General features: G+C 55.7%; 27 protein-coding genes. 5 read left to right on the top strand and 22 right to left on the bottom strand.

Going from position 1 to position 25,119, the window contains the following annotated elements; genetic code table 11:
• Positions 1-64 precede the first annotated feature (64 nt).
• Positions 65-2,017: a bifunctional 2',3'-cyclic-nucleotide 2'-phosphodiesterase/3'-nucleotidase gene (locus FCL49_RS13885; RefSeq protein WP_174354041.1), complete on the top strand. Its 1,953-nt coding sequence runs from the start codon at positions 65-67 to the stop codon at positions 2,015-2,017.
• Between the two features lie 46 nt (positions 2,018-2,063).
• Here FCL49_RS13885 and fklB read toward each other — a convergent pair whose 3' ends face one another.
• Positions 2,064-2,684, bottom strand: coding sequence for an FKBP-type peptidyl-prolyl cis-trans isomerase (fklB, locus tag FCL49_RS13880; protein WP_012004913.1), 621 nt, complete (start codon positions 2,682-2,684; stop codon positions 2,064-2,066).
• A gap of 286 nt (positions 2,685-2,970) precedes the next feature.
• On the opposite strand from fklB, the gene FCL49_RS13875 reads away from it, so the two are divergent.
• Complete coding sequence (locus FCL49_RS13875) at positions 2,971-3,645, top strand: OapA family protein (RefSeq protein ID WP_174354040.1); 675 nt, start codon at positions 2,971-2,973, stop codon at positions 3,643-3,645.
• On the opposite strand, the gene FCL49_RS13870 is transcribed toward FCL49_RS13875, so the two are convergent.
• From FCL49_RS13870 to rpsF, 5 genes are all read right to left on the bottom strand, one after another.
• Positions 3,642-4,001, bottom strand: coding sequence for a DUF488 domain-containing protein (locus FCL49_RS13870; protein WP_174354039.1), 360 nt, complete (start codon positions 3,999-4,001; stop codon positions 3,642-3,644). The two genes, FCL49_RS13875 and FCL49_RS13870, sit on opposite strands and share 4 nt — an antisense overlap.
• A 109-nt stretch (positions 4,002-4,110) precedes the next feature.
• Complete coding sequence (gene rplI, locus FCL49_RS13865; RefSeq protein WP_012004910.1) at positions 4,111-4,563, bottom strand: 50S ribosomal protein L9; 453 nt, start codon at positions 4,561-4,563, stop codon at positions 4,111-4,113.
• Between the two features lie 39 nt (positions 4,564-4,602).
• Entirely contained in the window at positions 4,603-4,830 is a 228-nt protein-coding gene (rpsR, locus tag FCL49_RS13860) for a 30S ribosomal protein S18 (RefSeq protein WP_002210155.1), read from the bottom strand.
• Positions 4,831-4,834: 4 nt separating this feature from the next.
• On the bottom strand, positions 4,835-5,152 hold the full coding sequence (gene priB / locus FCL49_RS13855; RefSeq protein ID WP_012004909.1) for a primosomal replication protein N: 318 nt from the start codon (positions 5,150-5,152) through the stop codon (positions 4,835-4,837).
• Positions 5,153-5,158: 6 nt separating this feature from the next.
• Positions 5,159-5,557, bottom strand: a complete 399-nt coding sequence (gene rpsF / locus FCL49_RS13850; protein ID WP_006317459.1) for a 30S ribosomal protein S6 — start codon at positions 5,555-5,557, stop codon at positions 5,159-5,161.
• Positions 5,558-6,014: 457 nt separating this feature from the next.
• On the opposite strand from rpsF, the gene FCL49_RS13845 reads away from it, so the two are divergent.
• On the top strand, positions 6,015-6,281 hold the full coding sequence (locus FCL49_RS13845; RefSeq protein WP_012004908.1) for a DUF1471 domain-containing protein: 267 nt from the start codon (positions 6,015-6,017) through the stop codon (positions 6,279-6,281).
• Between the two features lie 94 nt (positions 6,282-6,375).
• Here FCL49_RS13845 and yjfP read toward each other — a convergent pair whose 3' ends face one another.
• Positions 6,376-7,128, bottom strand: coding sequence for an esterase (gene yjfP / locus FCL49_RS13840; RefSeq protein WP_174354038.1), 753 nt, complete (start codon positions 7,126-7,128; stop codon positions 6,376-6,378).
• A gap of 126 nt (positions 7,129-7,254) precedes the next feature.
• Here yjfP and bsmA point away from each other — a divergent pair, with 126 nt between their 5' ends.
• Together bsmA and FCL49_RS13830 are read left to right on the top strand one after the other, a co-directional pair.
• Positions 7,255-7,563, top strand: coding sequence for a biofilm peroxide resistance protein BsmA (bsmA, locus tag FCL49_RS13835; protein WP_174354037.1), 309 nt, complete (start codon positions 7,255-7,257; stop codon positions 7,561-7,563).
• A gap of 122 nt (positions 7,564-7,685) precedes the next feature.
• Positions 7,686-7,961 carry a DUF1471 domain-containing protein gene (locus tag FCL49_RS13830; protein WP_174354036.1) on the top strand — a complete coding sequence of 92 codons (276 nt, stop codon included), beginning with the start codon at positions 7,686-7,688 and terminating at the stop codon, positions 7,959-7,961.
• On the opposite strand, the gene FCL49_RS13825 is transcribed toward FCL49_RS13830, so the two are convergent.
• From FCL49_RS13825 to tsaE, 15 genes are all read right to left on the bottom strand, one after another.
• Entirely contained in the window at positions 7,958-8,356 is a 399-nt protein-coding gene (locus FCL49_RS13825; protein WP_174354035.1) for a DUF350 domain-containing protein, read from the bottom strand. The two genes, FCL49_RS13830 and FCL49_RS13825, sit on opposite strands and share 4 nt — an antisense overlap.
• A gap of 87 nt (positions 8,357-8,443) precedes the next feature.
• Positions 8,444-10,078: an isovaleryl-CoA dehydrogenase gene (locus FCL49_RS13820; protein ID WP_174354034.1), complete on the bottom strand. Its 1,635-nt coding sequence runs from the start codon at positions 10,076-10,078 to the stop codon at positions 8,444-8,446.
• A gap of 129 nt (positions 10,079-10,207) precedes the next feature.
• Positions 10,208-10,939, bottom strand: a complete 732-nt coding sequence (gene rlmB, locus FCL49_RS13815; protein ID WP_012004902.1) for a 23S rRNA (guanosine(2251)-2'-O)-methyltransferase RlmB — start codon at positions 10,937-10,939, stop codon at positions 10,208-10,210.
• Positions 10,940-10,998: 59 nt separating this feature from the next.
• The gene (rnr, locus tag FCL49_RS13810) at positions 10,999-13,485 is read right to left on the bottom strand and encodes a ribonuclease R (protein ID WP_017891362.1); all 2,487 of its coding nucleotides are present in this window, start codon (positions 13,483-13,485) and stop codon (positions 10,999-11,001) included.
• Between the two features lie 59 nt (positions 13,486-13,544).
• On the bottom strand, positions 13,545-13,970 hold the full coding sequence (gene nsrR, locus FCL49_RS13805; RefSeq protein ID WP_135314830.1) for a nitric oxide-sensing transcriptional repressor NsrR: 426 nt from the start codon (positions 13,968-13,970) through the stop codon (positions 13,545-13,547).
• 233 nt (positions 13,971-14,203) lie between these two features.
• Positions 14,204-15,502 carry an adenylosuccinate synthase gene (locus tag FCL49_RS13800; RefSeq protein ID WP_135314829.1) on the bottom strand — a complete coding sequence of 433 codons (1,299 nt, stop codon included), beginning with the start codon at positions 15,500-15,502 and terminating at the stop codon, positions 14,204-14,206.
• Between the two features lie 97 nt (positions 15,503-15,599).
• Positions 15,600-15,800, bottom strand: a complete 201-nt coding sequence (locus tag FCL49_RS13795; RefSeq protein WP_017891360.1) for a DUF2065 domain-containing protein — start codon at positions 15,798-15,800, stop codon at positions 15,600-15,602.
• A gap of 63 nt (positions 15,801-15,863) precedes the next feature.
• On the bottom strand, positions 15,864-16,871 hold the full coding sequence (gene hflC, locus FCL49_RS13790) for a protease modulator HflC (protein WP_135314827.1): 1,008 nt from the start codon (positions 16,869-16,871) through the stop codon (positions 15,864-15,866).
• Between the two features lie 3 nt (positions 16,872-16,874).
• Positions 16,875-18,134, bottom strand: coding sequence for an FtsH protease activity modulator HflK (gene hflK, locus FCL49_RS13785; protein ID WP_135314826.1), 1,260 nt, complete (start codon positions 18,132-18,134; stop codon positions 16,875-16,877).
• Between the two features lie 68 nt (positions 18,135-18,202).
• The gene (gene hflX / locus FCL49_RS13780) at positions 18,203-19,483 is read right to left on the bottom strand and encodes a ribosome rescue GTPase HflX (protein ID WP_174354033.1); all 1,281 of its coding nucleotides are present in this window, start codon (positions 19,481-19,483) and stop codon (positions 18,203-18,205) included.
• A 95-nt stretch (positions 19,484-19,578) separates the two neighbouring features.
• Positions 19,579-19,887: an RNA chaperone Hfq gene (gene hfq, locus FCL49_RS13775; RefSeq protein ID WP_012004894.1), complete on the bottom strand. Its 309-nt coding sequence runs from the start codon at positions 19,885-19,887 to the stop codon at positions 19,579-19,581.
• Between the two features lie 114 nt (positions 19,888-20,001).
• Entirely contained in the window at positions 20,002-20,943 is a 942-nt protein-coding gene (gene miaA, locus FCL49_RS13770) for a tRNA (adenosine(37)-N6)-dimethylallyltransferase MiaA (RefSeq protein WP_174354032.1), read from the bottom strand.
• The gene (gene mutL, locus FCL49_RS13765; protein WP_174354031.1) at positions 20,936-22,810 is read right to left on the bottom strand and encodes a DNA mismatch repair endonuclease MutL; all 1,875 of its coding nucleotides are present in this window, start codon (positions 22,808-22,810) and stop codon (positions 20,936-20,938) included. Before mutL ends, miaA begins: the two co-directional genes overlap by 8 nt.
• Before the next feature lie 22 nt (positions 22,811-22,832).
• Positions 22,833-24,635, bottom strand: coding sequence for an N-acetylmuramoyl-L-alanine amidase AmiB (gene amiB, locus FCL49_RS13760; RefSeq protein WP_174354030.1), 1,803 nt, complete (start codon positions 24,633-24,635; stop codon positions 22,833-22,835).
• A gap of 7 nt (positions 24,636-24,642) precedes the next feature.
• The gene (tsaE, locus tag FCL49_RS13755) at positions 24,643-25,113 is read right to left on the bottom strand and encodes a tRNA (adenosine(37)-N6)-threonylcarbamoyltransferase complex ATPase subunit type 1 TsaE (protein ID WP_012004890.1); all 471 of its coding nucleotides are present in this window, start codon (positions 25,111-25,113) and stop codon (positions 24,643-24,645) included.
• Positions 25,114-25,119: the final 6 nt, after the last annotated feature.

The following is a 25,119-nucleotide window of genomic DNA, read 5'->3' as shown; positions in this document are numbered from 1 at the left end:
AACCAATGTTAATTACATGTTCCTCTGCGATAAAACTCGAAAAATGGAATGGAGAAAACTAAAAATGAAGAAGCGTCCGCTGACGTTGTCTGCCCTCGCTATGCTGGTGTGCGCCTCGGCGCAGGCGGCAACGGTCGATCTGCGCGTGCTGGAAACGACCGACCTGCACAGCAACATGATGGACTTCGATTACTACAAGGATAAACCGACCGATAAATTCGGTCTGGTCCGTACCGCCAGCCTGATTGAACAAGCCCGCCAGCAGGCAGCCAATACGGTGCTGGTGGACAACGGCGACATTATTCAGGGCAGCCCGCTCGGCGATTATATGGCGGCCAAGGGCCTGAAACCCGGTGATGTGCACCCGGTGTATAAGGCGATGAATACCCTGAATTATGTGGTCGGCAATATCGGCAACCATGAGTTCAACTACGGGCTCGACTACCTGAAGAACGCCATTGCCGGTGCCAAATTCCCGTATATCAACGCCAACGTGATCGACGCTAAAACGCAGAAACCCCTGTTCACTCCTTACATTATCGTCGATACGCCGGTAAAAGACCGTGACGGCAAAGAACATAGTTTGCGCATCGGTTATATCGGCTTTGTGCCGCCGCAAATCCTGGTTTGGGACAAAGCCAATCTGCAGGGCAAGGTCACCGTCAACGACATCACCGAAACGGCTAAACGCTACGTGCCGGAAATGCGCAAACAGGGCGCCGATCTGGTGGTGGCTATCCCACACTCCGGCCTGTCCAGCGAGCCGTACAAGGCCATGGCAGAAAACTCGGTGTACTATCTCAGCCAGGTACCGGGCATCGACGCCATCATGTTCGGCCATGCTCACGCCGTGTTCCCAAGCAAAGACTTCGCCAATATCAAAGGGGCTGACATCGCACAGGGTACGCTAAACGGCATTCCGGCAGTGATGCCGGGCCAGTGGGGCGATCATCTCGGCGTGGTCGATCTGCAATTGAATAACGACAGCGGTAGCTGGAAAGTCACAGCGGCCAAGGCACAAGCTCGGCCGATTTACGACAAAGAGAACAAAAAGTCGCTAGCGGCGGAAGACGCCAACCTGCTGAAGGTACTGGCAGAAGATCACAAAGGCACGCGAGACTTTGTCAGCAAGCCCGTCGGCAAGGCCGACGACAACATGTACAGCTATCTGGCGCTGGTTCAGGATGATCCGACGGTGCAGATCGTCAATAACGCGCAAAAGGCCTACGTCGAGCACTATATTCAGGGCGATCCGGATTTGGCTGACCTGCCGGTGCTGTCAGCGGCGGCACCGTTCAAGGTGGGCGGACGCAAAAACGATCCGGCCAGTTTCGTCGAAGTGGAAAAAGGCCAACTCACCTTTCGGAACGCTTCAGACCTCTACCTTTATCCCAACACGCTGGTGGTGGTAAAAGCCAGCGGCAAAGAAGTGAAGGAATGGCTGGAATGTTCCGCCGGGCAGTTCAACCAGATCGACGTCAACAGCAGCAAACCACAGGGCCTGATCAACTGGGACGGTTTCCGCACTTATAACTTTGATGTGATTGACGGGGTTAATTATCAGGTCGACGTCAGCCAGCCGGCGCGTTACGACGGCGAATGCCAGCTAATTAACGACAAGGCGGAGCGCATCAAGGATCTGACGTTCAAAGGCAAACCGATCGATCCGAAAGCCACCTTCCTGGTTGCCACCAATAACTACCGCGCCTACGGCGGCAAGTTTGCCGGTACCGGCGATCAACACATTGCCTTCGCCTCACCGGATGAGAACCGTTCGGTGCTGGCGGCTTATATCAGCGCTGAGACCAAACAACACGGCGCGGTGAAGCCACAGGTGGATAATAACTGGCGCCTGGCCACATTCAGCAGCCCGCAGCCGTTGGATATCCGCTTCGAAACCTCACCGAGTGACAAAGCCACTGCGTTTATCAAAGCGCACGCCCAGTACCCGATGAAAGCTGAAGGAACAGACAGCATCGGCTTTGCGGTTTATCAGATTGATTTGCAGAAGAAATAAACAATAAGGGCGCCGTTAAGGCGCCCTTGAAAAACTCTGCGGTGACTTACAGAATTTCCAGCAGTTCTACGTCAAACACCAGCGCGCTGAATGGCGGGATGGATGCGCCTGCACCACGCTCGCCGTAGGCCAGGTCGTGTGGGATGTACAGCTGCCATTTGGAGCCGACCGGCATCAGAGTCAGCGCTTCGATCCAGCCTGGGATCACGCCGCTGACCGGGAATTCTGCCGGCTGGCCGCGCTCTACGGAGCTGTCGAACACGTCGCCGTTAATCAGACGACCGGTGTAATGCACACGCACGCGATCCTGACGGGACGGGATTGGGCCATCGCCCTGCTCCAGCACGGAGAACTGCAGACCGGATTCGGTCAGCGTCACTTCGTCACGCTTGGCGTTGTCTTCCAGGAATTTCTGACCTTCAACGGCCATCGCCTGCTGACGATCGCGACGTACAGCATCGGCACGTTCGTGAATTTCACGCAGCGCACGGTGAACCACGTCTACCGGAACCGCCGGGGCATTCCCTTCCAGCGCGTCACGCAAACCTGCCAGCAAAGCTTCCGGTTGTAAACCTTCCAGACCGGACTCTTGCAACTGCTGGCCGACCTGTAAACCAATCCCGTAACTCGCTTGAGCTTCAACGCTGTCAAAAGAAGGGGTTGTCATGGGGTTTTCCTTTAGTCTTTAAAAAGTCGAAAGCGCAGCATAACAGCGCCGTAAAGCCGGGTAAAATCTTGTGTGGAGAATGATGACTTTTGTCGTAGAAAAAGAAACAATAACCTCCTGTTAACGCCCGCTCCCGCGCCCCAGGCGAAAAGCCTGCCGCAACAGGCATGGGTTTGCTGCTGCCTTTCACTTCAATCAGTTAGCGGACTATACTGAAACAAGAGCATCGGGACGTCGGTACAGACTTTTGTACCCTGATATTTTACGCCGTTGAAGAGAGGTCACCATGGGCAGAATCTCGCCCAGGAGAAGGAAAACCACCCGTGTCTACCAGCCATTGCTGCGCACCTGGCTGAACTTCAGCCAGCGCCTGAAACCAGGCTCCGCGCCAGAGGCGGTAGAAGATCCGGATTCAGAACAACCACCGGGAAACGGTATGGGGCAAAGTATCAAAGCATTGCTGCTGAAGATCTGGCACCTGCCGGACGGTTTCAATTGGATGGAGCCATTACCCTATTTTCACCGCCGCTGGACCCTGATTTTCGGCATCATCCTGCTGCTGGCGTTGCTATGGCCTTATTCCTCACAGAACAGCGGGCAACCTTTCCCGGTTACCCAGCAGGATAACAGCGTGCCATTGCGGGCCGATCTGCAAAACGATGCTCAGCAACAGCACGCTGCCGAACCTGAACCGGCGGGCAACTGGCAACGCTTCCAGATCCAGCCGGGACAGACGCTGGCGCAGCTGTTCCGCGACAACAGCCTGCCGGTGAACGAAGTCTTCGCCATGGCGCAGGTGGAAGGTAATGACAAGCCGCTCAGTAACATGAAAGCCGGCCAGGAAGTGCGGATTGAACGTGATACTAACGGCGTGATCACCGCGCTCTCGGTCACCGCCGCTGATAATACGCAGGTGTTGTTCCGCCGCCAGGCCGACGGCAGCTATCGCCGCGAGCGTTAATCCGCTAACTGCTCCAACAGAAAGTCGCGCAGCACGACGCCCTGGTTGTGCTGTGCGTCTTTACTGCCATAAAGCAGGGTCAGGGGCTGACCTTGCCGTAATAATGCCACCAACGGCTGCCAGGCATCATTTTCCGCCAGTTGCCATCGATAGCGGCTTTCAAACTCTTCCCACTGCTCAAGGTGCTGATGAAACCACTGCCGCAGTGCGTTATCCGGCGCCACCTGCTTTAACCACTGCACGCCCTGCAGCCTTTCCTTGCTGACGCCTCGCGGCCACAGTCGATCAATCAGATAGCAGTTCACCGGCACCGGGCCAGTAAAGTCATACACACGCTGTAAGTTAATCTCTGCCATTTGCCGCTGCTCCTCACTCAAGGTGATAACAGGGTAACGCGATTTAGCGGACGCAGAAAAGCAAAACGCCAGCACGAGGCTGGCGTTTTAACTTGGCGAGCAGCAGCGATTAAGCTTCTGCTACCACAACTACATTCAGCTGTGCGAATACGTCGCTGTGTACCTGGAACTGAACTTCGTGTTCACCAGTGGTACGCAGAACGCCATTCGGCAGACGAACTTCGCTCTTGGCAACTTCAACGCCTGCCGCAGTAACTGCGTCAGCGATGTCGCGGGTGCCGATAGAGCCGAACAGTTTACCTTCGTCGCCTGATTTAGACGCGATGGTGACTGAACCCAGTTCGTTGATCTTGGTTGCGCGAGCTTCAGCAGCAGTCAGAATTTCAGCCAGTTTGGCTTCCAGTTCTGCACGGCGAACTTCGAAGAACTCTACGTTTTTCTTGGTAGCAGGAACAGCTTTGCCCTGTGGTACCAGGAAGTTACGGGCGTAGCCCGCTTTAACGTTAACTTGATCACCCAGGCTGCCCAGGTTTGCTACTTTATCAAGCAGAATAACTTGCATTACCTTATCCTCTTAAAGTCGTTAATAGACGGCGGCCGATTACTGATGACGATCAGTGTATGGCAGCAGGGACAGGTAGCGAGCGCGCTTGATGCAGCGAGCCAGCTGACGCTGGTATTTTGCACGAGTACCGGTAATACGGCTCGGGACAATTTTACCGCTTTCGGTAATGTAGTTTTTCAACGTTGCGATATCTTTGTAATCGATCTCAACAACGCCTTCCGCTGTGAAACGGCAGAACTTGCGACGACGGAAATAACGTGCCATTAGGCTAGTCTCCAGAATCTATCAATTCAATCTGCTCGGCATGCAACACCATTTTGTTCAGTCCATTGCGCCCTTGATGGCTGCTAATGAAACCGGAAACGGTGAGAGGCGTGCCGACCGTTATACTTTGAGTAATGGCCTGATGGGCCTTGCCGCTGATAATCACCGGCATACGACACCAGGCTTGCCGGGTAAAACCGGCTTCCACTTGCACTGAACGGTGCTCAAGCACGAACTGGCAATGTGGAATACCTGACGGGCTCACTTTACGCGTCGGCGTCTTGCACACGGTGCCAGACAACGTCAGCCGATTAGCCGTCACGGTAAATTACTCTTCAGAATCCCCAGCATCAGCATCATCTGCGGTTTCGTTAGCGAAGTCTTCGCGGCGATCGCCACGACGTTCGTCTTTCGCTTTAACCATCGGAGATGCTTCAGTTACCGCGTGCTTAACGCGCATAACCATGCTACGGATAACGGCGTCGTTGAAGCGGAAGTTTGTTTCCAGCTCATCGATCGCTTCCTGCGGAGCTTCAACGTTCAGCAGAACGTAGTGGGCTTTGTGCAGTTTGTTGATCGGGTAAGCCAGTTGACGGCGGCCCCAGTCTTCCAGACGGTGAATCTGACCAGCAGCGTTAGTGATGGTAGCACTGTAACGCTCGATCATGCCCGGAACCTGTTCGCTTTGGTCAGGGTGGACCATAAAAACGATTTCGTAATGACGCATCGAATTGCTCCTTACGGATTATTCAGCCTCCTGTCAGGGTCAACCGCGGCCCATGGAAGCAAGGAACGTGTATGTGTGTGCGGCTGAAAAAATGACGCGTAATCATACTTGCGCAGGCTGAAAAACTCAAGGGTCGAAGGGGGCTTATTATCGGTAATGCGAAGCGGATGCGTAAATAGCACGATTTGCTGTCAGTAAAACCTATGTACACAAATCCATCAGTTCAAAAAATCTCTCAATAAAATCATCACTGACGCGTGAATTTCATTCATTTTTTTTGAAAGAGGCTATCAAAATGACGGCCTTTTTAATCCTGCCGGAAGGTCTAAAATTGTAGTTATCCGCCGCAGACAGCGCGACGAAAAAGATTTGAGGTTATTCAATACATATAAATAACTTTTTGCTGCACTGGCACCCGCTGTCAGGCCGTTGAAGCAAACAGTTAAGAGAGGTACTTATGAAACACATCACCATCGCTACCGCCATTGCTTTACTGTTTTCTGCCAACGTCATGGCTGCGACAGAAATCACCTCACACCAGGCAGATCAACGTCAGAGCGTTGGATTCGTCACGCTAAACCAGAATGTGGTCTCCCCGGATGACGCCACCAGCCAGGTGAGCAAGATAGCCGACCAGCGCGGTGCTACCGCCTATCGGATCATTGCCCTGCATGAGCCTGAAAACAACAGCACCATCCACGTCAGCGCCGAACTGTATCGCTAAGTGAAAATGCAGTACCAGGGAAGCAACTCGCGCCTAAAACAGTAAATCAAACTGCGAAAGTCACTATCAGCCCCCTGCCTGCAGGGGGCTTTTTTTACAGCGTTCTCGCAAAGAAATCAGCGGTGGCACTGAGCGCCTGTGGCGTAATGCGGTGCTTGACTCCCGGCTCAGTGAGTAACGTCAATTGCCGGTCCCAGCCACTCTGGCGCAGCTCGGTCGCCAGCCGCAGGCTTTCCGCCGCCGGCACCAGGTCATCTGCCTCACCGTGCCAAAGCAGCAACGGGCGATCGGCAATTTTCTCCAACTGCTGCTCCAGGCCGTAATCCGCCAGCATGGCAATCCGCGCATCAAAATCCTCGCTCGACAAAGGATTGCCCCGTTCATCCAGCGGCGGGAACAGCGTTTGTGCCAGCGAGGTGTAGTAACCGGCCCCCATCAGGCTGGCCGCCGCTTTCACCCACGGATAGCGGGCAAAGCCGCCCAATGTCGTCATGCCGCCCATTGACGCGCCCCCCACGCCGATGCGCCCCTCGGCAATCAGACCGAGCTGTTCAAAGTGCGCCTTCAGCGCCGGTAACTCGTCAATATTGCCTCGAAGGATCTCCCAAAAGCTGGCCAACCGCTTTGCTTCATTGCCATCAAAACGTTCGCCGTGCAGATCGGCATCCGGGAGTACTACACGAAACCCTGCCCGGGCTAATGCGTAGGCAAAGTACGCATACACTTCTTTCGACGAGGTATAGCCATGGTAGAAAAATACCGTCGGCAATGGTTGGTGATATTGCCCCGCAGGCACTGCGTGGATCACCGCAGTATCTCCTACCCGCTCGTCATAGATTTCAATCATCCGTTTTTCTCCGCGTCGCTGTTTGCCTTCATAATGGCAAACTTGAGCTTAATAGCATTAGTCCAATCTGTTCCAATTTATAATGGGTTACACTCAAATCATGCCATCCGCTCTGTCGAGGTCCCTATGAAACTTTCCCACCTGCTGCTGCCCCTGACACTGGTCACGTTGCTTAGTGCCTGTGGCATGATGACCACGACGCCGAAAGCCCCGCCGGCACCCACTGGCCAGGCGCAAGAGATAACCCGGGCACAAACCGGCAGTCTGGTGAAAATGGGCACCACCAGCGCCCTGGTCCGCGGCAGTCCGATGGATGTGGAAGCGGAAATTCAGAAGAAAGCCAACGCCAGCGGCGCACGCTATTACATGATCATGATGAACAGTGAAACCGTGGTGCCCGGCCAGTGGTATTCGCAGGCGATCCTGTACCGGTAAACTCTGGAGTTTTAATAAGATTTACATTGGCTTTGCACAGACTGAAGTTGGCTGTTGCACACTGGCGGTCAGCGCGCCGCAGCCTGCGGGCGTGAGTCCAGGATCCAACCAAGGGGAACGCCATGACACGCTCCGCCGCACTCACCGCCCTCCTGCTTTCGATGGGGTTACTCAGCACCAGCGCCCAGTCCGCTGAATTGGCCCCCGCAGACCGCGTTACGCCCCTCAGCGAAATTGCACAAATCACTCTGAATAATCTGTCCGGCTCACCTCAGGATGTAGAACAATTGATTGCCCGCAAGGCAGATGAGCATGGGGCGAGTTATTACCGGATCTTGCGGATGGAAGAACAGGCGCATCAGCCCGGCTGGCGCGCCTTTGCAATACTCTATCTTTAGTAGGTCATGCAGGCCGCATTCAGTATGCCGCCACTGATTGACACGCCCCCCAGGAAAATCCCGGCGGCGACGTGATTGGACTCAATCTTGTCGCTGATGCGCGGCATATAGATTTTCACCGCCGTAAACAGCAGCAGTTGTACCACCAACGCCACCACGCCCCATAGCAGGTAATCCAGCAGGCTGACCGAATTGATCGCCGCGCTGGCCAGCGGGATGACATACCCCAGGCAGGCGCCGACGAATCCAAAAGCGGCTGACTGATTGTCGGCCTTGATCAACGCCCATTCGTCATGCGGCGTAATGCGGGTATAGACAAACAAGAACACCAGAACCATGGCAAAGCCACTGAAGAAATAAGAGGCGAATGCCGCCAACGCGCTGAGAATATCCATGTCATGTTTCCTGGTCAGAGGTCAGTATCCCTTACGGGCCAAGTGCTGAATTAAAAAGCTTTTCCCGCTGCAGCGCCACTGTTTTCCCTAGCCTCCCATCGCTCGGGCAAACAACGTCTCGCACAGACGGTCTGGTAATGTTCGCTCACCACGGGTATCGAGCATCATTTGGCACCAGGCTTCCGCTAACGGCGGTGAACTGTAGCGCAGAAGCTGCGCCGCAGCGAACAGATTGAATAACGCGCCGGTGACTGCCCGTCCCTGCTCCTCCTGGGGCTTGCGCATCAACTGGAGCAACTGCCGCCACTGGCGATCAAAGTGGCGGTTCTGTCCCCTGACCTCACCAAATTCAAGCTCCAGGGCCTCCTGTACCACCGGCAGCTTTCCCCAGGCCCGCATCACGTCCAGACACATGATATTGCCGGAACCTTCCCAAATGCTGTTCACCGGCATTTCACGGTACAGCCGCGGCAGTTCACTCTCTTCGCAGTAGCCGATGCCGCCCAGCGCCTCCATCGCTTCACCGATAAAAGGAATCCCCTGTCGGCAGACTTCAAACTTCGCCGCCGGAGTTACTACCCGACACAGCGCCTGCTCCAGTGGTGCCCCGGTCCCCGTGCTGTCATAGGCACGCGCCAGACGCATCAAGGCCGCCGTTTGTCCCTCCAGCCGCAGCGCCATCCGTGCCAACACCTGACGCATCATCGGTTGTTCGATCAAGGGTTTGCCGAATGCCTGCCGTTGCAGAGCGTGGTACAACGCCACCGATAGACCACGTCGCATCAATCCGTGGCTGCCCAACGCACAGTCAAAGCGCGTCAGGCCGCCCATTTTCAGGATATGCCGCACGCCATCCCCTTCCTCGCCCACCAGCCAGACGCTGGCGTCCTGAAACTCAACCTCACCGCTGGCGTTGGAACGATTGCCCAGTTTATCCTTCAGCCGCTCCAGGCGTATGGCATTACGGGTGCCATCCGGCAAAATGCGCGGCAGGAAGAAGCACGACAGCCCTCCTTCGGCCTGTGCCAGCACCAGATGCGCATCGCTTTGCGGCACCGAGAAGAACCATTTATGCCCCACCAGTCGGTATGCCTCCCCCGGGCCACGGGCAGCCAGCGGGGTTGCCGTGGTGGTATTACTCAACACGTCGGAACCGCCCTGCTTTTCGGTCATGCCCATGCCAATCAGCAAGCCGCGCTTTTGTCCGCCGGGCAGCACATGCGCATCGTAACGATCGGATAACAGCGGCGTTAACCAGGATTGGAATTCTGCCGGCAGAGAACGTTGCAGCAGTGGGATAGCGCCAAAGGTCATGGTCACCGGGCACAAGGTGCCGGCTTCGACCTGAGCATGCAGCACAAAACGCGCGGCGCGCGCCACAAACGAGCCAATGCGGGCATCTTCCTGCCACGGCAGGTTATGCACACGGTTGGCGATCAAGCCTTGCATTAAAATATGCCAGGCGGGATGGAAACGGACGTCGTCCAACCGCTGGCCGGTGGCATCATAACGCAGCAGCTCCGGCGGGTTGGCATTGGCCAATCGCCCCAGCTCCAGCGATTCCTGGGTACCCAATTGCTGCCCCAACGAGGCCAGCACTTCCACATCCCAACCGGCCTGCTCGCGCTGTATCGCCTCATGCAGTGGCGTATCGGACAGGAAAAGATTGCTGTTCCCCAGCGGCTTCGGCTGATTAAAAACGGTGTGTGTATTCCAGACCATCGGCTTGCTCCCTGATAAAAGCGTCAGGAGTAAGTATGGTCGTCAGGGGGATTTCTGCCGCAGGTGAGATCACAAGGTGGGAATTGAGAAAATAACAAGGGCGCAAAATTCTGCGCCCTTACCAGTAAATCAACTGCGCTGACGTACTGCTTCAAACAGGCAAATGCCGGTGGCGACTGAAACGTTCAGTGAAGACACCGTCCCGGCCATTGGGATGCTGATCAGTTCGTCACAGTGCTCACGAGTCAGACGACGCATACCTTCACCTTCTGCCCCCATCACCAGCGCCATTGGGCCAGTCATTTTGCTCTGGAACAAAGTGTGATCGGCTTCGCCGGCCGTGCCGACGACCCAGACGTTCATTTCCTGCAACAAACGCAGGGTGCGCGCCAGGTTGGTGACGCGAATCAACGGAACGTTTTCCGCCGCGCCGCAGGCCACTTTCTTGGCAGTCGCATTCAACTGGGCAGAGCGATCGCGCGGGACGATCACCGCATGTACACCGGCCGCATCGGCACTGCGAAGGCAGGCGCCGAGGTTGTGCGGGTCGGTCACGCCGTCCAACACCAACAGGAATGGTGTATCCACGCTTTCCAGCAGCGCCGGCAAATCGTTTTCCTGATACTGACGCCCTTCGCGCACCCGGGCGATAATCCCCTGATGCACCGCGCCCTCGACCTTCTCATCCAGCCACTGGCGGTTAGCCACCTGGATAACAATGCCGGTCGCTTCCAGCTCCGCGATCAGCGGCTGCAAGCGGCGATCGTCACGCCCTTTGAGGATAAACACTTCAAGGAAGCGTTGCGGATCGTTATCTAACAGGGCCTTGACGGCATGAATACCGTAAATAATTTCGCTCATGATGCTCTTTTAACTGTGCGGCTGGCGTATGCCAGCCGGTGATAATGACGTGTGGCAGCTTAAGCCTGCTCAGCACCTTTCTTCTTGCCGGCGCGTTTGGCCTTGGTCGCCGACGCTATTTTCCGGGTTTTGTCGGACACTTTCTTGGCTTTCGCCTTTTTGTCTTTCTTCACCTTGTCAGCGGGTTTGGCTTCGTCTTTACGGAAGGCGCTGTCAGGCTCAAAATTGGCGGGCGCTTTGCCACCACGACGTTTGCGTGGCGCAGAAGTGCGGCCTGCGCCAGCCCCACCACGCAGGGTGCGTTGGCCACCATTCTTGGCTCGATCGCGTTCGGTTTTGCCTTCACCACGCGGTTTGCGAGTGCTGGAGACCAGAGCGAAGTCGATTTTACGCTCGTCCATATGCACCGCTTCAACGCGGATCTCCACCGTATCACCCAGGCGATAAACCACGCCGGAGGATTCGCCAATCAGACGCTGACCGATATTATCGTAGCGATAATAGTCATTATCCAGCGATGATACGTGCACCAGACCGTCGATAAACAGATCGTTCAGGCGGACGAAGAAACCAAAGCCGGTCACGCTGGCAATAATACCGCTGAACACTTCCCCGACGTGATCCTGCATAAAGTCGCATTTCAGCCAGTCGGCAACGTTACGCGTCGCTTCATCAGCACGGCGCTCGGCCATCGAACAGTGCTCGCCCAGCTGCAGCATTTCTTCAAACTCGCTGTGCCAGCCACCGGTCGGCGTCCAGCGCTCTTTCGGCTCACCGTGCTCTTTAGCCAACTGATATTTGATCGCGCGGTGCATCGCCAGATCCGGATAACGACGGATCGGTGAGGTGAAGTGGCCGTAAGAAGCCAGCGCCAGACCAAAGTGGCCCCGGTTTTCCGGATCGTAGACCGCCTGTTTCATGGAACGCAGCAGCATGGTTTGCAGCATTTCATGGTCAGGACGTTCGGACACTTCATCCATCAAGGTGGCGTAGTCCTTCGGCTGCGGCTTGTTACCGCCGCCCAGCGTCAGACCCAGCTCGCCCAACACGCTGCGCAAGGCAGTAATATGATCGTCACTTGGACGGTCATGCACGCGGAACAGCGCCGGCTCGTTATTCTTCTCAACGAAGCGTGCCGCGGCAACGTTCGCCATGATCATGCACTCTTCGATCAGTTTGTGGGCGTCGTTACGCACCGTTGGCTCAACACGTTCAATACGGCGTTCGGCGTTGAAGATAAACTTGGCTTCTTCGGTTTCGAAAGCAATACCGCCACGTTCGGCGCGCGCCTGATCCAACACCTTGTACATGGTGTGCAGCTCTTCCAGGTGCTTGACCAGCGGGTGATAATGCTCACGCAGCTCCTGATCGCCCTGCAAGATGTGCCAGACTTTGTTGTAGGTTAAACGGGCATGAGAGCTCATTACCGCTTCATAGAATTTGGCCGTCGACAGACGCCCCTGGGCGGAGATAGTCATCTCGCACACCATACAGAGGCGGTCAACCTGCGGATTAAGCGAACACAGGCCGTTGGACAGTACTTCCGGCAGCATCGGGATAACCTCCGAAGGGAAGTACACCGAGGTAGCACGGTTGCGCGCTTCGTCATCCAGCGCAGTACGCGGACGCACATAGTAACTGACGTCGGCAATAGCTACCCACAGGCGCCAACCGCCGCCGCGTTTTTTCTCACAGTAAACCGCGTCATCGAAATCGCGCGCATCTTCGCCGTCAATAGTCACCAAAGGCAACTGGCGCAGATCGACACGGCCTTTCTTGGCGGCTTCCGGTACCTGTTCGCTGAGATCGGCAACCTGCTTTTCCACCTGTGGCGGCCAAACATGCGGGATCTCATGGGTGCGCAGAGCGATATCCACCGCCATGCTGGTTCCCATTTTATCGCCGAGGATCTCAACGATCTTGCCCACTGCCTTGGTACGGCGGGTCGGACGCTGGGTCAGCTCAACCACCACCATAAAGCCCATGCGCGCGCCGCTGGCGGCTTCGGCCGGGATCAGGATATCGAAGCTCAGGCGGCTGTCGTCCGGCACCACAAAGCCGGTACCGGCATCCATAAAGAAACGACCGACGATTTGGCTGGTTTTCGGTACCAGCACACGGACGATACGCGCTTCACGGCGGCCCTTGCGATCTGCAGCCATTGCCTGTGCCAGCACCACATCACCGTGGATTGCCATTTTCATCTGCTCGGCTGACAGATACAGGTCGTCTTTACTGCCTTCAATACGCAGGAAACCAAAGCCATCACGGTGGCCGATAACGGTACCGCGCAGCAAATCAAGACGTTCCGGCAGCGCATAGCACTGGCGGCGGGTAAATATTAACTGACCGTCGCGTTCCATCGCACGCAGACGGCGACGCAACGCTTCTAACGGCTCTTCACCGGTTAAATTCAGCTCTTTGGCCAGCTCTTCGCGGCTGGCCGGCGTTTCTCTTTTCGCCAGATGGGCCAGAATGAATTCACGGCTCGGGATTGGGGATTCATATTTTTCTGCTTCTCGTTCCAGGAATGGATCTTGTGACATTGCGGTTCCTCCGTTGTCATCAGCAGGGTGCCGCTGAGCCTTGTCTTCTCAGCGACGCTTTATTCGACAAGCAATAGCTTGTAGAGCGATGGATTGTCTTCGACCATATCGGCCAACGTGTGGCTGTCCAGCTCTTCAAGGAAATTCTGTACGCCCTGTTGCAGCACCTGTTTCAGGCGGCACGCAGGGGTTATGTGGCAGAAATTACTGTTGCAGTTAACCAGTGAAAGCGGCTCTAACGCCCTGACTACATCGCCGAGGCGAATGGTTTCGGCCGGTTTGCCTAAACGGATGCCGCCGTTCTTACCGCGCACGGCGGTCACAAACCCAACCCGGCTTAACTGATTGATGATCTTTACCATATGGTTTCTGGACACGCCGTAGACCTCGGTAACTTCCGAGATACTGGTCATTTTGTCCGGCGGCAGCGAGGCCATGTAGATCAACGCCCGCAGGCCGTAATCAGTAAAACTTGTTAACTGCACATCTACCTCTGGGTATCATTTTACCCGTCTGATACGCCGATTTTCGGCATTATTCAAAAGATTACTTATTGGATAATAAACCAGCCAGAGAGTTCGCCGCTAATTATTTAGCGCATCTCGGACTCTGGACAGGTTAAAGAAAGGATTTTTTGAAGTGAAATCGCAACCGGGGAGAATAATGATAAAAACAAACCGGGACAATGCCCGGTTTGTTCTACTGCAGCAAGGCCAGATTATGCGTCGAACGGGTCGCGCAGGATCATGGTTTCGCTACGGTCTGGACCTGTAGAGATAATGTCTACCGGCACGCCAGTCAGCTCTTCAATGCGCTTGATGTAGTTCAGCGCCGCCTGTGGCAGTTTGCTGTGCTCTTTCACGCCAAAAGTGGTGTCGCTCCAGCCCGGCATGGTTTCGTAGATTGGCTCAATACCTTCCCAACCTTCAGCCGCCAGCGGAGTGGTGGTCATTTCGCGGCCGTCAGGCATGCGGTAACCCACGCAGATCTTCACTTCTTTCAAGCCGTCCAACACGTCCAGCTTGGTCAGGCAGAAGCCAGACAGGGAGTTGATCTGTACAGAACGGCGAACGGCTACCGCGTCCAGCCAGCCGGTACGACGACGACGGCCGGTAGTGGCGCCGAACTCGTTACCCTGCTTGCACAGGAATTCACCGGTTTCATCGAACAGTTCAGTTGGGAACGGACCTGCACCCACACGGGTAGAGTAGGCTTTAACAATGCCCAGTACGTAATCCACGTAACGCGGACCAATACCTGAACCGGTAGCAACGCCGCCAGCAGTGGTATTGGAAGAGGTCACATACGGATAGGTACCGTGGTCGATATCCAGCAGGGTGCCCTGTGCGCCTTCGAACATGATCAGGTCGCCACGCTTGCGCGCGCCGTCCAGCAGTTCGGAAACGTCAACAACCATGGCAGTCAGGATGTCGGCGATAGACAGCACATAATCCAGAGTTGCCTGGTAATCAACGGCTTCAACTTTGTAGTAGTTGACCAACTGGAAGTTATGATAATCAACGATTTCCTTCAGCTTAACGGCGAAGGTTTCTTTATTGAACAAGTCGCTAACGCGCAGACCGCGACGAGCCACTTTATCTTCATAAGCCGGGCCGATACCGCGACCGGTAGTACCGATAGCTTTCGCGCCGCGTGCTTTCTCGCGCGCGTTATCCAGCGCAACGTGATAAGGCAGGATCAGCGGACAGGCTTCGGAAAGTAACAGACGTTCGCGTACCGGGATGCCGCGCGCTTCGAGTTCACCCATTTCTTTCATCAATGCGTCTGGAGCCAGAACCACACCGTTGCCGATGATGCTGGTCACGTTTGCACGCAGAATGCCTGAAGGAATCAAATGAAGGACGGTTTTTTCACCGTTAATAACCAGAGTGTGGCCAGCGTTATGGCCCCCTTGGTAGCGCACTACATATTGAGCCCGTTCGGTCAGCAGGTCTACGACCTTGCCCTTACCTTCGTCACCCCATTGAGTGCCCAGTACGACGACGTTCTTACCCATTTTAAAAATCACCGGTTGCTTAAAAATGGATTCTACCACCGTAATTCGCGAGTTTCAGCACTTTTAGCATAGGGTTGCATATTTTTTAGGCTAAACTTTAAACCCCTGCGTGCGTACGCAACATGTAGTAGATCACACAGCCTGCAACCACTATTCCACCGCCAAATCGACGCAGTGTCGCGTCAGGAAACTGGGTCATCGCCAGTATCATTTTGCGCCAGGCCTGCGGGAACAGCATCGGGCCCAAGCCTTCCAGCACCAAAACCAGCCCAAGCGCCAGCCAGATCGTTGAATTCATCAGTGACTCCCAAAAAGAAAGGGCCCGCGTTTAAACGGGCCCTCTATCATTAACCGATCGTGGTTACTTGCGTACGGAATCAGGCGACTTCATGTAGCGGAAGAAATCGCTGTCCGGGCTCAGTACCATCACGTCCTGGTTATTGCTGCTGAAGCTGGTTTCATAAGCACGCAGGCTACGGATAAAGGCGTAGAAGTCTGGATCCTGGCTGAATGCGTTAGCAAACAGTTTGGCCGCTTCGGCATTACCTTCACCACGAGTGATACGCGCTGTACGTTCGGCTTCCGCCAGGGTACGAGTCACTTCGTAGTCTGCGGTAGCGCGCAGCTTCTCAGCCTCTTCCTGACCCTGTGAACGGTGGCGACGGGCTACCGCTTCACGCTCGGCGCGCATACGCTGGTAGATTGCATCAGACACTTCTGCCGGCAAGTTGATCTGCTTGATACGCACGTCGATCACTTCGATACCCAACGCCGCCATGCTGTTCGGGTTAACCTTCGGCAGTTTGCCGGTGGTTTCCTTTTCAACACGCGCCGCTGCAGAAGCAATAGCGTCATCGGCTTCGGTGGTCGCCACTTCCTGGTCATCACCCACGGTACCGGTGTTCAGCGCGTCACGCACGTCGGACATCAGTTTGCCACGCGAGTCGGTCACGATGTCTTTAACATCCAGACGACCAATTTCGGAACGCAGACGGTCACTGAACTTACGTTTCAGCAACACTTCGGCCTGTGAAACATCACCGCCGCCGGTTGCCAGGTAGTAACGGCTGAAATCGCTGATACGCCATTTCAGGTATGAGTCGACGATCAGGTCTTTCTTCTCGCTGGTAACAAAGCGGTCAGCCTGGTTGTCCATGGTCTGGATACGCGCATCCAGCGTTTTCACTGATTCAATGAACGGGATCTTGAAGTGCAGGCCCGGCGCATAAACCAGCGGCTTGTTGTCGCTGTCACGCAGTACCTTGCCGAAACGCAGCACGATGCCGCGCTGACCTTCCTGAACCACGAACAAAGAGGCATACAACGCCACCAGCACCGCGAGGATAATTACTATAAAAGACTTACGCATTGATTATTCTCTCCCTACGCGAGTGGTGTCGTCACGCTGCGCATTCGCCCGGCGCTGGTCCATGACCGAGCCGTTGCTGGTGCGCTGGCTGCTGGAGCTGGCGCCGCTGTTGGCAGACGGAGCGGGGTTGAGACGAATCAGGCTGGTGTCTTTATTGCCTTCAGCCGCCGCGCCGGTTTGGCCACGCAGCATTTGATCCAGCGGTAACACCATAAGATTGTTGCCTTTGTCATTCACCAACACCTTACGAGTGTGGCTCAGGACTTTTTCCATGGTTTCGATATACAGACGCTCGCGGGTGATTTGCGGTGCAGACTTGTATTCCGGCAACAGCTTGGCAAAGCCCGCAACCTCACCCTGTGCTTCCAGGACGGTACGGTCTTTATAGGCTTTGGCATCTTCCAACAAACGCTGTGCCTGACCATTGGCGCGTGGCTGAACTTCGTTGGCGTAAGCTTCTGCCTCACGGATGTACTGCTGCTCGTTCTCACGTGCGGCAATCGCATCATCAAATGCGGCTTTCACCTCTTCCGGCGGACGAGCGGCCTGGAAGTTGACGTCCAGCAGCGTGATGCCCATGTGGTACGGACGAATAGTCTCTTCCAGTACGCGTTGGGTATCGCTACGCACGATAGTACGGCCTTCGGTCAAGATCTTGTCCATGGTGTACTTGCCGATAACGCCACGCAGGGCGCTGTCAGTAGCCTGGCTCAGGCTGTCGTCGGCGTTGGTCACGCTGAACAGATAGGCTTCCGGGTTGGTCACGCGGTACTGCACGTTCATTTCTACGCGCACCACGTTCTCATCGGAGGTCAGCATCACGCCAGAAGCGGCCAGTTCACGCACCGACTCCACGTTGACCGGACGTACTTCATCGATGAAGGTCGGCTTCCAGTTCAGACCCGGTTGCACCAGGTGGCTGAACTTGCCGAAACGAGTCACGACACCGCGCTCGGCTTCCTTGATGGTGTAGAAACCGCTGGCGGCCCAAATCACCACCACCGCAACCGCAGCGATACCGATAATACGACCGCTAAGGCCCGGTCCCGAAGAGCCAGTACCGCCGTCGTTATTGTTGTTGGAGCCTTTGCCCCCGCCCAAGCCGCTCAGTTTTTTGCTCAGCTTGCGGAAGATATCGTCCAAATCAGGTGGCCCTTGATCGCGACCGCCTTTGTTATTACCGCCAGAGTTGCCGCCATTGTTATTGCTGCTCCCCCACGGGTCGCGGTCCTGTCCGTTATTACCGGGCTGATTCCACGCCATGTTTTAGCTCCATATTCTGTGATTGGGTACTTCAGGCTTACGCGAAGCTCAAATGTAACAGGATATGATCATACTATAAAGTTAATCAGATCCAGTTCCTGTTTGCAGAGGCGACGCCATTCGACGATGGGCATACGAACCACCACGCCAATGCTGCCGTCTTCTTCGTTCCACTCTTTTTCAATTGCCTGAAGCTGGTAAAAACGGCTACGAAGACGGCCTGCCTCTGGCGGTAAGCGCAGCTCATAATGCGCGATTTCCCCCGATAAGCGCTCCGTCAACGCCTGATACAGCAACGGGATACCTTCACCGCTGGCGGCGGACAGCCACACCCGGATCGGTAAGTTTTCATCGTTGCGGTCGATACGCGGAACAAAATCATCCAGCATATCTATTTTGTTCATCACTAACAGTGTAGGGATCTCATCCGAGTCGATCTCTGCCAGCACGGTATTTACCGCTTCAATGTTCTCATCGACACGGGTATCCGCGGCGTCGATTACATGTAACAGCAAAGATGCCTGACGCGTTTCTTGCAGCGTTGCCTTAAAGGCGGCCACCAGATCGTGCGGCAGGTGCCGGATAAAACCTACGGTATCCGCCAACACGGTATCGCCCACATCGGCCACGTCGATACGCCGCAGGGTAGGATCCAGGGTGGCAAATAGCTGGTCGGCCGCATACACATCGGCAGACGTTATTCGATTAAACAGGGTAGATTTACCGGCGTTGGTGTATCCCACCAGCGATACGGTTGGCACTTCAGCACGGGTACGCGCACGTCGGCCCTGTTCACGCTGCTTAGCTACCCGCTCCAGGCGGCGTAGAATCAGGCTAATGCGATCGCGTAACAGACGACGGTCGGTCTCTAATTGGGTTTCCCCCGGCCCGCGCAGGCCAATCCCCCCTTTTTGGCGCTCAAGGTGCGTCCAGCCACGAACTAAACGCGTGGCAATATGACGCAACTGCGCCAGCTCTACCTGCAGCTTACCTTCATGGGTACGGGCACGCTGGGCAAAGATGTCTAGAATCAACCCGGTGCGATCGATCACCCGGCATTCGCACAGGCGTTCAAGGTTTCTCTCTTGCGCCGCGGAAAGGGAGTGATCAAACAGGACAACAGATGCGCCACTGGCTTTTACCGCATCTGCAATTTCTTCGGCCTTTCCTTCACCGACAAAGTACTTGGGATGTGGGGCTTTGCGGCTACCAGTCACCACTTGCAAAGCTTCGACACCCGCTGAGGACACCAGGGATTCGAACTCACTGAGATCTTCGGTATCTTTGTCTTGCGAGAAATAGATATGAACCAGGACGGCCTGCTCACCGGCTTCATAACGGTCAAACAAGCGTGCAACCTCTCAAACGGGAATCCGTGAGTTTGGGGGACATAAACAGCCCACGGCTGCTTATGCTCCCCGTCATGGTTGACTCGCAACGCGCTTTATTCAGCGTCATCGCTTTCCTGCTGCGGCTGTTGCGGCGCAGACGGGTTGTTACCATGGTGATAGTTACTGGTGCCGCCGCTCGGAGTATTGCTATGGTGCGATACCGGGCGTGACGGGACAACGGTAGAGATAGCGTGCTTATAAACCATCTGGCTCACCGTGTTTTTCAACAGGATGACAAACTGGTCAAAAGACTCAATCTGGCCTTGCAGCTTAATACCATTCACCAAATAAATAGAAACCGGAACACGTTCACGACGCAATGCGTTCAGGAACGGATCTTGCAAAGATTGCCCCTTAGCCATTCTATCTTTTCCTTATTTGCTTGTTGTTTTTAACTAAGAACCTGTCGGCTCTAAAATAAACGACCTAAAAAATTTGCGCGCTGAATACTCATCAATTGTACACAATCACTCAACCTATGCACTAACAACCTGTATTACCGAGTCCAAAGCCTCTCCCGGCTTCTCGCTGTCCAGCCAATGTACCGAGTCCCAGCCTCGTAACCAGGTCATTTGGCGCTTGGCCAATTGACGCGTTGCGCAAATACCACGATAAACCATCTCATCGTAACTAATCTCGCAAGACAAATATGACCACATCTGGCGATAACCGACACAGCGAATGGAAGGCAAATCCGTATGCAAATCACCCCGTGCAAAAAGTGCACGCGCTTCCGTCTCAAAACCTGCCGCCAACATTTGATGGTACCGCAGCTCTATGCGTTGATGGATCAACTCACGGCTGGTCGGCGCTATCGCAAATTGGTGCACATGATACGGCAACGATTCACCCGAAATTTTAGTCAGTTCCGTTAAAGTTTTACCCGAAATAAAAAAAACTTCCAGTGCTCTGGACAGTCTCTGCGGATCATTCGGATGAATTCTCAATGCCGCAACCGGGTCAATCTCTTGCAACTGACGGTGTAAAACGTCCCAACCCTGCTCCGCCGCCTGCTGTTCGATGCGTTCGCGCACCGCCGGATCGGCAGGTGGCAACGGCGATAATCCTTCCAGCAACGCTTTGAAATAAAGCATGGTGCCCCCCACCAGCAGCGGGATACGCCCGGCGGCGGTAATGGCGGCCATCTCTTTCAGTGCGTCGGCGCGAAAGTCCGCTGCGGAGTAGACTTCGGCAGGGTCACGAATATCAATCAGCCGATGCGGTGCCTGCGCCAGTTCTTCAGCGCTCGGTTTGGCCGTGCCGATATCCATGCCGCGATAAATCAGCGCAGAATCCACGCTGATCAATTCCACAGGCAGGTGTTCACGCAGCGCGATCGCCAATGCGGTTTTGCCCGAGGCGGTCGGCCCCATGATAAAAATAGCCGGGGGACGTGGTGTCATTTCAGTTTCAATCATGCCTAAGTGCTGTCAGTGCAGCCTGTAAATCAACAGGTTGTAAAAGTCCGCTGGGTGGTGATTTGACCAGCTGCGGGCAAAGTCGTTCAACGTCGGTCAGCAATTGTATCGCTTGCGAGGTGTTCCACTGTTCATGCTCGCTACCTAAATGGCGGGCAAACCAGGTGGCCAATACCGCGGGCGACATCTCCTGATGCTCGGCCAGATAGCCTAACAGCTCGGGTATCAGTTTTTGTAAATTTTGTTGGCGTAATGGTAAAGGTACTGCGCGCAGCGTCACACGCCCGTGATCAACTTGCAGATCCAGACCCATGGTTACCAATAGCGGCTGATGATGTACGCAGGCAGCCGCCTCTTGTTTGTTCAACGTCAGCTTGATCGGGATCAGCAGCGGCTGTGGCCGCAGGCCTTCTTGCGAAGGATTGAGTTGCGCCTGACGTAACCAGCGTTCGGCCACCGACAGGTTAAGCAACATCAACTGCTGCCGGTTTTCAATCAGTGCGTAACATGGCGGGTGGATCATCAGCACACGACCGAAACTGTGCTGACTACCGGCCAGTGGCGTTTCCTGCCCGATTTTTACCGGTGGAAACAGCGGTTGCTTCGGTGCTTCTTGCCGTGGCTCAGCCACTGGCGTGGCCTGTAACAGCTTGCCGTACAGTTCGCCTTCTCGCTTCTGATAATCACTGCCCGAATGATAGGCCGGTTGCGGTGCACGTTCACGCGCGACGGCAGGCTCGGTCGATGGGGTTTCGCGGCGCGGTGCAGGCTGAGAAAAATGGTTGCCGCCAGCGGCGACACGATTTTCCGGCTGCCAGACCGGCACCGGTTGCTGCTCGGTTTCATCGGTCAACGGCAACGGCGCATTGCCGACCTGCTGCAACACGGTGGTTACCGCCTGATAGATAAAGTCGTGCACCAGCCGAGCCTGATGGAAACGCACCTCGTGCTTGGCTGGGTGAACATTCACATCCACCTGATGCGGGTCAACCTCGAGATACAGCACATAGGCAGGCTGCTGGTCGTCTTTCAGTTGATCCTGATAGGCCTGGCGGATGGCGTGATTGATCAAACGATCGCGCATCATGCGGCTGTTGACGTAGCAATACTGCATTTCGCCCAGTTGCCGGGCACCGGCGGGATCGGCTACCCAGCCGCGAATGGTCAGGTCACCGTGCTGCCAGGAGATATTCAGCGCATGCTGCAAAAAGGCCGGGCCGCAAATACTGCCCAGGCGGCGCTCATACTGGCTCTCGTCCTTCGCTGCGCGATATTGGCGCATCAGCTTGCCATTGTGACTAAGGTTGATTGCCACATCGAAACGCGCCAGTGCAATGCGTCGCACCACTTCATCGATATGACCGAATTCGGTTTTCTCGGTGCGCATAAATTTGCGCCGCGCCGGGGTGTTGTAGAACAGATCCAGCACTTCCAGCGTGCTGCCTATCGGGTGTGCCGCCGGCTTGACCGTCACCGCCTGATCGCGACCTTCGGCATAAGCCTGCCAGGCTTCGTTTTGCTCTGCGGTGCGTGAGGTGAGGGTCAAGCGAGAAACCGAGCTGATGCTGGCCAGCGCCTCACCGCGAAAACCGAGGCTGACAATGGCTTCCAAATCGTCGAGCGTGCTGATTTTACTGGTGGCATGACGGGCCAACGCCAGAGCCAGGTCGTCCTTGCCAATACCACTGCCGTTATCACGGATGCGGATCAGCTTGGCGCCACCGCGCTCGATATCAATATCAATGCGCGTCGCCCCGGCATCCAGACTGTTTTCCACCAGTTCCTTGACCACAGACGCGGGCCGCTCGACCACTTCACCGGCGGCAATCTGGTTGGCAAGCTGGGGCGGTAACACCTGGATGGGCATGCTGACTCCTGTATTGTGGGCGCTAGGCCTGCGGAATGGTCAGCGTCCGATCCAGCGGCGCGACGTCCGACTTCAGTTTATTCACGCGTTTCAGGTCGCTGACGCTGACACCATAACGGCTGGCAATAGATGTCAAAGTATCACCGCGGGCCACTTTATGCTTCGACGGCTTCTTCACGCTGGGTTTCGCCTTGGCGACCGTGCTGACAGTAGCGGCGGATTTACCCGCCGGTACCTTGAGGCGCTGGCCGACCCATACGCCATCCTTCTTCAGCTTGTTCAGGTCACGCAACGCCGCCATGGTCGTGCCATAGCTGTCGGCAATGCCGGAGAGCGTTTCCGCCCGCTTCACTACGTGAATCTGCGTTTTACCGCTAACTCGGCTGCTGCCGGCCGAACTGACGATCGGTGCAGGCTGACTGACGTCTGGTGTTGAGGAGTTAACCGCCGCTGCGACGTCCAGCGGTCGGTTTTCCACCTTTGGGTCGGCTTGTAGCGGATGCGCCAGGAAATAACTACGCAGGCCGTTGTGGATCGCCCTGGCAATTTTTTCCTGATACGCGCTACTGCCGAGCAGCCGCTCCTCCGTGCTATTACTGATAAATCCTGTTTCCACCAGCAATGATGGAATATCCGGCGAACGCAGCACGCCAAGGCTGGCGTGTTCCGGACGACGTTTATGCAATGAACCGACGCTCTGCAACTGCTGCAAGACTTTGACCGCCACATCGTAACCTACACGTTGCGAGTGACCGAACTGCAGATCCAGCACTGCCTGGCTCAGGTAAGGATCCGCCTGGCTGTTGGCCAGCAAATCACCCGCACCGCCCAGCAATTCCGACTGTTTCTCATGCTGTTCCAGCCAGCCCGCCATTTCACTGTTGGCACGGCGGTTGGACAGAACCCAAACCGAGGCCCCATTGGCACTGCGGTTTGGCGCCGCATCAGCGTGAATGGAGATCAGCACGTTGGCGCCCTGCTTGCGCGCTACGTCGGAACGCCCCATCACCGAGATGAAGTAATCGCCATTGCGTGTTAAGACCGGTTTGAACTGAGGATCGGCATCCAGCAACGCCTGCAGGCGACGAGCAATGGCAATGGTGACATTCTTCTCTTTCAGACCGTTCGGCCCGATAGCGCCCGGATCCTGTCCGCCGTGACCGGCGTCAATGGCTACCACCACCCGATCGCCGGAACCTGCGGAAACGCGGCTGCTGCGCGGCGTAATTTCCGATGCGGTCCCCGCAACTACGGTTGTCTTGTTGCTGAACGGATTCGAACCGCTTGGTGCTTTACGCACCGGTGCAGGTTCATCAGGCTCACTCACCACGACCGGCGCTTTACGCGTTGGCTGGCTCACGACCACCGGCGCAGGCACCGATACCGGAGCTTTACGCACTATATTGGTATTTGCGCTGCCCTCGGCGGCAATGGTAAACACCACGGTATAGATACTGCCGCTTTGGCGTGTGGCCACCCGGGTCTTCGAGCGCTGGGTCAGGTCAAACACCAGCCGCACGCTCTGGGCGTCTTTCGGCGTACTGGAGCGGATGCTTTTCACCAGGTTTTGACCGCTAAAATTCAGCGGCAGACCACCGACCTTGCCTTTCTGGTTAACGTCCAGGACCACGCGGTCCGGGCCATGCAGTGGGAAAAAGGCATAATCCGGCGGGCCGTTGAAACTCACCGAGACGGTGGCTTCGCGTTGGGCATTGGTGACTTTAATATCAGACAGCGACGATGCGGCCAGCGCACTGGCCGCACCCAAAGGCCCCAATACGGCGATCAGGGCGATTACGAATAGTTTTCTCAACGCATACGTCATTGCGGCGTCATTCCTGTGGCCCGTGAATACGGTCTAAAAGCTGGCTGCCGTAGGCGGAAACCGCCTGAATTTTTGCTTCTCGCCCCTGATCCTGATAGCTGAGATGCAGCTCCAGATCCGGCTCCGGCAATACGCCCGTGCCCTGCTGTGGCCATTCCACCAGGCAAATAGCATCCTGCGCAAAATAATCGCGAATGCCCATAAATTCGAGTTCTTCCGGATCGGCCAGGCGGTACAGATCAAAATGGTATACCGCCAGCGGCTGCAGCGCATAAGGCTCAACCAGCGTGTAGGTGGGGCTTTTAACGTTGCCCTGATGACCCAATGCCTGCAGGAAACCACGGCTGAAGGTGGTTTTACCGGCGCCCAGGTCACCGTAAAGGTAAATTACGCTGGCACGATCGCACGCCTTAGCCAAGACGGCACCCAGTGCGACAGTTGCTGCCTCATCCGGCAGAGGTAAAACGAGTTCTTTCATTCGATA

Origin of the sequence: Serratia proteamaculans, from assembly GCF_013337185.1 — a bacterium.
In the GTDB taxonomy this organism is placed as follows: domain Bacteria; phylum Pseudomonadota; class Gammaproteobacteria; order Enterobacterales; family Enterobacteriaceae; genus Serratia; species Serratia proteamaculans_D.
Note: the sequence above shows the minus strand (reverse complement) of the source record. Positions and strands in the feature narration are given on the sequence as shown.

What these genes read in the sequence shown, in the direction of transcription:
- FCL49_RS13885 (WP_174354041.1), top strand. Translation starts at nt 65, where the DNA reads ATGAAGAAGCGTCCGCTGACGTTGTCTGCCCTCGCTATGCTGGTGTGC.
- fklB (WP_012004913.1), bottom strand. Translation starts at nt 2,684, where the DNA reads ATGACAACCCCTTCTTTTGACAGCGTTGAAGCTCAAGCGAGTTACGGG.
- FCL49_RS13875 (WP_174354040.1), top strand. Translation starts at nt 2,971, where the DNA reads ATGGGCAGAATCTCGCCCAGGAGAAGGAAAACCACCCGTGTCTACCAG.
- FCL49_RS13870 (WP_174354039.1), bottom strand. Translation starts at nt 4,001, where the DNA reads ATGGCAGAGATTAACTTACAGCGTGTGTATGACTTTACTGGCCCGGTG.
- rplI (WP_012004910.1), bottom strand. Translation starts at nt 4,563, where the DNA reads ATGCAAGTTATTCTGCTTGATAAAGTAGCAAACCTGGGCAGCCTGGGT.
- rpsR (WP_002210155.1), bottom strand. Translation starts at nt 4,830, where the DNA reads ATGGCACGTTATTTCCGTCGTCGCAAGTTCTGCCGTTTCACAGCGGAA.
- rpsF (WP_006317459.1), bottom strand. Translation starts at nt 5,557, where the DNA reads ATGCGTCATTACGAAATCGTTTTTATGGTCCACCCTGACCAAAGCGAA.
- FCL49_RS13845 (WP_012004908.1), top strand. Translation starts at nt 6,015, where the DNA reads ATGAAACACATCACCATCGCTACCGCCATTGCTTTACTGTTTTCTGCC.
- yjfP (WP_174354038.1), bottom strand. Translation starts at nt 7,128, where the DNA reads ATGATTGAAATCTATGACGAGCGGGTAGGAGATACTGCGGTGATCCAC.
- bsmA (WP_174354037.1), top strand. Translation starts at nt 7,255, where the DNA reads ATGAAACTTTCCCACCTGCTGCTGCCCCTGACACTGGTCACGTTGCTT.
- FCL49_RS13830 (WP_174354036.1), top strand. Translation starts at nt 7,686, where the DNA reads ATGACACGCTCCGCCGCACTCACCGCCCTCCTGCTTTCGATGGGGTTA.
- FCL49_RS13825 (WP_174354035.1), bottom strand. Translation starts at nt 8,356, where the DNA reads ATGGATATTCTCAGCGCGTTGGCGGCATTCGCCTCTTATTTCTTCAGT.
- FCL49_RS13820 (WP_174354034.1), bottom strand. Translation starts at nt 10,078, where the DNA reads ATGGTCTGGAATACACACACCGTTTTTAATCAGCCGAAGCCGCTGGGG.
- rlmB (WP_012004902.1), bottom strand. Translation starts at nt 10,939, where the DNA reads ATGAGCGAAATTATTTACGGTATTCATGCCGTCAAGGCCCTGTTAGAT.
- rnr (WP_017891362.1), bottom strand. Translation starts at nt 13,485, where the DNA reads ATGTCACAAGATCCATTCCTGGAACGAGAAGCAGAAAAATATGAATCC.
- FCL49_RS13800 (WP_135314829.1), bottom strand. Translation starts at nt 15,502, where the DNA reads ATGGGTAAGAACGTCGTCGTACTGGGCACTCAATGGGGTGACGAAGGT.
- FCL49_RS13795 (WP_017891360.1), bottom strand. Translation starts at nt 15,800, where the DNA reads ATGAATTCAACGATCTGGCTGGCGCTTGGGCTGGTTTTGGTGCTGGAA.
- hflC (WP_135314827.1), bottom strand. Translation starts at nt 16,871, where the DNA reads ATGCGTAAGTCTTTTATAGTAATTATCCTCGCGGTGCTGGTGGCGTTG.
- hflK (WP_135314826.1), bottom strand. Translation starts at nt 18,134, where the DNA reads ATGGCGTGGAATCAGCCCGGTAATAACGGACAGGACCGCGACCCGTGG.
- hfq (WP_012004894.1), bottom strand. Translation starts at nt 19,887, where the DNA reads ATGGCTAAGGGGCAATCTTTGCAAGATCCGTTCCTGAACGCATTGCGT.
- miaA (WP_174354032.1), bottom strand. Translation starts at nt 20,943, where the DNA reads ATGATTGAAACTGAAATGACACCACGTCCCCCGGCTATTTTTATCATG.
- mutL (WP_174354031.1), bottom strand. Translation starts at nt 22,810, where the DNA reads ATGCCCATCCAGGTGTTACCGCCCCAGCTTGCCAACCAGATTGCCGCC.
- amiB (WP_174354030.1), bottom strand. Translation starts at nt 24,635, where the DNA reads ATGACGTATGCGTTGAGAAAACTATTCGTAATCGCCCTGATCGCCGTA.
- tsaE (WP_012004890.1), bottom strand. Translation starts at nt 25,113, where the DNA reads ATGAAAGAACTCGTTTTACCTCTGCCGGATGAGGCAGCAACTGTCGCA.